At 53.5% G+C, this 6,012-nt stretch carries 1 protein-coding gene; it reads right to left on the bottom strand.

The window, feature by feature from the left end; all coding sequences use genetic code 11:
* Positions 1-132: 132 nt before the first annotated feature.
* Positions 133-6,012: HYR-like domain-containing protein (locus CRP01_RS41420; protein WP_099155993.1), on the bottom strand; the 5,880-nt coding region annotated here is incomplete at its 5' end.

Genomic DNA, 6,012 nt, shown 5'->3' with positions numbered 1-6,012 from the left:
GGAAACTAGTCCTGCCTACACGGGATGATTACTACTAGAGTAACCTCCTTTGGTAGCTTTAAACTAATATTTTTTTTTCAAAGAACTCTTGGTTTTTTACACAGCACCTTTGCGGTGAACAAACCTCGCATTTTAGTTTCGAACAATTACTAACTTCTGCTGTAGCAATTCCGAATCCTGCATTATGCTTACAATGAACAGACCAGAACCGAAATCACTCGTGTTAAGGCGAATGGAATTTATTCCTTTATGTACTGCGGGACTGGCCTGATGTACCAGACTGCCACGCAGGTCGGTTATACGCAATTGTACGTTGCCTTCCAGTTCGGTGCTATAACGGATCTCTACCCGATCGTGGGCCGGATTCGGACGCAGGCTGATGCTACGGGCAACCCAGTGCAAGCCCTCCTGTTCGTCGGCAGACAGGTCCGTCAAGGCATTAGACTGATAGGTGCCTCCGGTGTCCTGTCCGCAGCTCTTCAGATAGGCGTTCACCGCAGTGATCGCATTTGCGAGCTCCAGCGGCAGATCGTAATCGACCGGGATCTGTCCCGTTAGGTACAAGTTGGTATAATCGCTACCTACCTGACCACTCAGTACGACATTGGCGTAATCGAGCAGATCCTGTACACTGGAGATCGACGGTAACAAGCGCTCTTTGCTGACCGGCAGACACGCACTGCCCAGGAGCTGATCTCCCAGTCCGACACCGTAAACTTCCTGCACGTACCAGATATTCAGTTGCAGAACTATCGTTTGGGTAGCCAGTGCGTTCTTCAACCTTCCGTTCTTATTCTGGAATTTCTTTTCGTAGACGATACATCCCCCGCTCGACCGGGCGACCACATCACCGCCGGGCAATACCGTGGCACCGCCGGTGGCCGGCATGAGGGTCATCACACATTCCGGATCCTTAATGGTGAGGGAACGAACTCCCGGATCACCCAGAACAATATCACCATACTTGGCCATCAGGGCCGCGGCAATATCCGCGGTAGAGGCCTGACCAGCACCCCAGGCGTAAAATTCGCCGGAATCCCAGGCAATATGGTCGGGAGCACAGAAAGTGACACAGGTCTCTCCTTCCGTTTCGGGTTCTTCCTCCGGTTCGCCCGTTCCGGGCTCCCCGACAACAGCACCTTCTTCGAAGACTGCCGGCAGACTACATCCGTCGAAGTATTCGTTGATCCCCGATACGACTTCCGTCAGGTAGGCAGCCAGTGATTTATCCAATGGCCCCTGCCCGCTGAGGTACAGATTGGTATAATCCAGCAGATCCTGTACGGTAACCACCGTTTCGGGCAGATTACTCCAATTGAGCGGCAGGCAGGCACCGCCGCCATTCAGTCCACCCAGATCGGTTCCTTTGGCCAGGGAGCTGTACCAGACGTTGAGCTGGAGTGCGATCGTCTGTGCTACCAGATTGTTCCGCAGACGCCCCTGCTTGTTCAGGTGAATTGCACTAAACGGTACACAATCATTCAGGTCGTTGGCCACATTATTACCTTCAGGCAATACCCCGGAAGGTCCGCCACCCGGCAAGAGGGCCAATACACATTCCGGATCTTCGATGATCAGGCTTCTAACCAGAGGATCGCCGATAACGATATCGCCGTAATATTCCATCAAAGCCGTAATGATCTCCGTAGTAGTGGCCTTGCCGTCCTCATCCGGCCAGGGATATTTACCACCGGCATTACCCCAGCCACCCTGGGTCAGGGTACAGAATTCGGCACAATTACCGGAGTAGGTCATCTGGTAGGTCGCACAGTTGCCACAGGGGTCACAAACCTCAAAGGAATAGGTACGGGCAAAAATGCCGCCAATACATTGTGGTGCACCGGTATCATCAATCATTTCCACCGTCGGAATACCACTGAGGCATTCGTCTACCACATTCTCGATCACCAGGGCCATTACCTCCTCTGCCGGTGGAATGTCATCCACACAGGCCAGGTTACTAAGGCCCAGCGGCAATCCTAATACCGGAGGTGTTTCGTCTTTAACGGTGATAGTCTGGCTGACTTCGGAACTGTTGCCGCACTCATCAACGAATACCCAGGTGCGTATCACGGTCAGGTCATTGGCGCAGGCTCCCGGAGCTGAGATAGCTTCCAGCGGGCTTACCGTGATCTCTCCACTGCATTCATCCCAGGCCGTTAGATCTCCTGCTTCCGGAATTTCCGTTACGCAGGAAACGGTAATGTCCGCCGGAGGTTCCGGTGTCGTTGGTGCGGTTTCATCTTTAACCGTAATGGTTTGGGAAACACTGGAGGTATTGCCGCAGATATCCACAAAGGTCCAGGTACGGACGATCGTGAAGTCGTTGGCGCAAGCTCCTTCCGTAGTTACCGAAGTCGGACCAACCGTAATATCGCCGTCGCAGTTATCCGTAGCCGTCAGTTCAACTTCTGCAGGAACATCTGATGCACAAGAAACTCTTACATCTCCCGGAGGATTCGGCGCTACGGGAGCAATCTCATCTTTGACCGTAATGGTTTGCGAGACGCTAGAGGTATTGCCGCAAATATCAACAAAGGTCCACGTGCGCACGATCGTAAAGTCGTTGGCGCACGCGCCTTCCGTCGTTACCGAAGTCGGACCAACCGTAATATCGCCGTCGCAGTTATCTGTGGCCGTCAGTTCCACTTCCGCCGGTACATCTGATGCACAAGAAACGCTTACATCTGCCGGAGGATTGGGTGCTACCGGAGCAATCTCGTCTTTGACTGTAATGGTTTGGGAAACACTAGAGGTATTGCCGCAAATATCCACAAAGGTCCACGTGCGCACGATCGTAAAGTCGTTAGCGCAAGCCCCTTCCGTCGTTACTGAAGTCGGGCCAACGGTGATATCACCGTCGCAATTATCTGTAGCTGTCAGTTCCACTTCCGCAGGAACATCTGATGCACAGGAAACCGTCACATTGGCCGGAGGATTGGGTGCTACCGGAGCCGTTTCGTCTTTAACTGTAATAGTTTGGGAAACACTGGAGGTGTTGCCGCAGATATCCACAAAGGTCCACGTCCGTACGATTGTGAAGTCGTTGGCACAGGCTCCTTCCGTAGTTACCGAAGTCGGACCAACCGTAATATCGCCGTCGCAATTGTCCGTAGCCTTTAATTCGACTTCCGCAGGAACATCCGAGGCGCAGGAAACCGTCACATTTGCCGGAGGTTCCGGGGCGGCCGGGGCCGTCTCATCTTTGACCGTAATGGTTTGAGAAACACTGGAAGTGTTACCGCAAATATCCACAAAGATCCACGTGCGAACGATCGTGAAGTCATTGGCGCACGCACCTTCCGTGGTTACCGAAGTGGGACCAACCGTAATATCACCGTCGCAATTATCTGTAGCGGTCAGTTCAACTTCCGCCGGAACATCCGAGGCGCAGGATACCGTCACATTAGCCGGAGGTTCCGGTGCGACTGGTGCTGTCTCATCTTTGACCGTAATGGTTTGTGATATACTGGAAGTGTTACCGCAGATATCAACAAAGGTCCACGTGCGTACGATCGTGAAGTCGTTGGCGCAGGCTCCTTCCGTAGTTACGGAGGTCGGGCCAACGGTGATATCACCGTCACAATTATCCGTGGCCGTCAGTTCAACTTCTGCAGGAACGTCCGAGGCGCAGGAGACTGTTACATCTGCCGGAGGATTTGGTGCTACCGGAGCCGTCTCGTCTTTCACCGTAATAGTTTGGGAAACACTGGAGGTGTTGCCGCAGATATCGACAAAGGTCCACGTGCGGACGATCGTGAAGTCGTTGGCGCACGCGCCTTCCGTGGTTACCGAAGTCGGGCCAACGGTAATATCACCGTCGCAATTGTCCGTAGCCGTTAATTCGACTTCCGCCGGAACATCCGAGGCGCAGGAAACCGTCACATCCGCTGGAGGATTGGGTGCTACCGGAGCTGTCTCATCTTTTACCGTAATGGTTTGTGAGACACTGGAGGTGTTACCGCAGATATCCACAAAGGTCCACGTGCGAACGATCGTAAAATCGTTGGCGCAGGCTCCTTCCGTAGTTACCGAAGTCGGGCCAACGGTAATATCGCCGTCGCAGTTATCTGTAGCCGTCAGTTCGACTTCCGCAGGAACGTCCGAGGCACAGGATACCATTACATTGGCCGGAGGTTCCGGTGCAGCCGGTGCTGTCTCATCTTTGACCGTGATGGTCTGCGAGACACTAGAGGTATTGCCGCAGATATCAACAAAGGTCCACGTGCGCACGATCGTGAAGTCGTTGGCACAGACTCCTTCCGTAGTTACAGAGGTCGGGCCAACCGTAATATCGCCGTCGCAATTGTCCGTGGCCGTCAGTTCAACTTCTGCCGGAACATCTGATGCACAAGAAACTCTTACATCTGCCGGAGGATTAGGCGCTACCGGAGCTGTTTCATCTTTTACCGTAATGGTTTGAGAAACACTGGAAGTGTTACCGCAAATATCAACAAAGGTCCACGTGCGCACAATAGTGAAGTCGTTGGCGCATGCTCCTTCCGTCGTCACCGAAGTCGGGCCAACAGTAATGTCGCCGTCGCAGTTATCTGTAGCCGTCAGTTCAACTTCCGCCGGTACGTCTGATGCACAAGAAACTCTTACATCTGCCGGAGGATTAGGCGCTACCGGAGCAATCTCATCTTTGACCGTAATGGTTTGAGAAACACTGGAGGTATTGCCGCAAATATCCACAAAGGTCCACGTCCGTACGATCTCGAAGTCGTTGGCACACGCTCCTTCCGTAGTCACCGAAGTCGGACCAACCGTAATATCGCCGTCGCAGTTATCCGTGGCCGTCAGTTCAACTTCCGCCGGAACATCTGATGCACAAGAAACTCTTACATCTGCCGGAGGATTCGGCGCTACGGGAGCAATCTCATCTTTGACCGTAATGGTTTGGGAAACACTAGAGGTATTGCCGCAGATATCAACAAAGGTCCACGTCCGTACGATCGTGAAGTCGTTGGCGCAGGTTCCTTCCGTAGTTACCGAAGTCGGACCAACGGTAATGTCACCGTCGCAATTGTCCGTAGCCGTCAGTTCAACTTCCGCAGGAACGTCCGAGGCGCAGGATACCGTCACGTTGGCCGGAGGATTGGGTGCTACCGGAGCTGTCTCATCTTTTACCGTAATGGTTTGGGATACACTGGAAGTGTTACCGCAGATATCGACAAAGGTCCAGGTGCGGACGATCGTAAAGTCGTTGGCACACGTGCCTTCCGTAGTTACCGAAGTCGGGCCGACCGTAATATCTCCGTCGCAGTTGTCCGTAGCCGTTAATTCGACTTCCGCCGGAACATCCGAGGCGCAGGAAACCGTCACATCCGCTGGAGGATTGGGTGCTACCGGAGCTGTCTCATCTTTTACCGTAATGGTTTGTGAGACACTGGAGGTGTTACCGCAGATATCAACAAAGGTCCAGGTACGCACGATCGTGAAGTCGTTGGCGCACGCCCCTTCCGTAGTCACGGAGGTCGGGCCGACCGTAATATCGCCGTCGCAATTATCCGTGGCAGTAAGTTCCACTTCCGCCGGAACGTCTGATGCACAAGAAACTCTTACATCCGCCAGTGGATTGGGTGCTACCGGAGCGATCTCGTCTTTCACCGTAATGGTTTGGGAAACACTAGAGGTATTGCCGCAGATATCAACAAAGGTCCACGTGCGCACGATCTCGAAGTCGTTGGCACAGGCTCCTTCCGTGGTCACGGATGTCGGGCCAACGGTGATGTCACCGTCGCAATTGTCCGTGGCCGTCAGTTCGACTTCTGCCGGTACGTCTGATGCACAGGATACAGTCACATTAGCCGGAGGATTGGGTGCTACCGGAGCTGTCTCATCTTTGACCGTAATGGTTTGGGATACACTGGAGGTGTTACCGCAGATATCAACAAAGGTCCAGGTACGCACGATCGTGAAGTCGTTGGCGCACGCCCCTTCCGTAGTCACGGAGGTCGGACCGACCGTGATGTCCCCGTCGCAATTATCCGTAGCCGTCAGTTCAACTTC

This window comes from Flavilitoribacter nigricans DSM 23189 = NBRC 102662 (assembly GCF_002646595.1).
Classification (GTDB): domain Bacteria; phylum Bacteroidota; class Bacteroidia; order Chitinophagales; family Saprospiraceae; genus Flavilitoribacter; species Flavilitoribacter nigricans.
Note: the sequence above shows the minus strand (reverse complement) of the source record. Positions and strands in the feature narration are given on the sequence as shown.